At 38.9% G+C, this 1,027-nt stretch carries 1 protein-coding gene; it reads right to left on the bottom strand.

Annotated elements, in window-relative coordinates:
- Positions 1-511: 511 nt before the first annotated feature.
- The coding region (locus R7P72_RS26155) for a cell division protein ZapC (protein ID WP_318111180.1) at positions 512-1,027 on the bottom strand (516 nt) is incomplete at its 5' end.

Genomic DNA, 1,027 nt, shown 5'->3' with positions numbered 1-1,027 from the left:
GAGATATTGATTCATAGTGTTCTTTCGTTAATAAAAAATGGCCTTAATTATACCTGACTTTACGATCAATGCCTCGTTTTTAAAGGCGTTTTTAGTTTCGCCAGCGCAAACAATCACCAATCACTTGATCTGAAACTTCCTACATTTCGAGCTGAGCATTTCTTTTCCCATTCTTTTAGCTAACCAAAAACCTTACCTTAAAGAAGAAGTGAATACTTATTTACCTTAAAATTGGTATATACCAATAGCAAAATTATGTTGTAATTTACTTACCAATTGCATGTATTGGGGAAGAAATGGGGGAATGTTAGGCGATAAGTTGCCTAATATTAGTGATCGCTAAGATGAAAAAAGTGGAATAAAAGTGACCAGCTTCATAGTTATGTGCTTAACAACGCAGTGATTTCAGCCGATTAATAAAGGTATTTGAAAGGAGAAGGATAAAAAAAATCGACCTGAGGCGGTCGATTAAGGCAAACAAAGGAACGAAATAAAGAAAACTTAAAGAGGTTTAACCCACCATAGCCATTGGAGCCATGACAAATAAATGATTCGCACAAACCATTCTGTCGTGCATAACTTTTATTGGTTGTCCAAACTGCAGCGTTTTATGGCCATCAAGAATGAACTCTTCTTGACCGACATACGCACATAAGCTTGAAGCTTCGCCAGGTTCTAAAACGATGAAAACGCCTTCAGAATAGCGGTTAGATAGAAATACCATGTCCCCTTCTTCTGGTTCGTGCCCTGTTGATTGAGCATCGAAGAACCAACTCTTAGGCTGGACTGGTTTATGGAAGCGTTTTGCAGCTACACAGTAAAGTGTTAGCTCGGCCTGACGGTACTCATTGATATCGAGACAACGAATGCGTTCATTAAACGTTTGAAACGCACTAGCATCGTCGACTGTAAATTCGTTTTTTGAGAAGGCACAGTTGACCAACAGCTTACGGGATAGATTGGTTTGGAAAATCATTTCCTCCCCCAGATCCAGCATTAAGCAAGCTTTTTGCTCGTCAAAATACCA

The organism is Vibrio sp. Vb0888 (assembly GCF_033338835.1).
Classification (GTDB): Bacteria; Pseudomonadota; Gammaproteobacteria; order Enterobacterales; family Vibrionaceae; genus Vibrio; species Vibrio alginolyticus.
The sequence above is the reverse complement of the archived record's forward strand: the minus strand, read 5'-3'. Positions and strand labels throughout refer to the sequence as shown.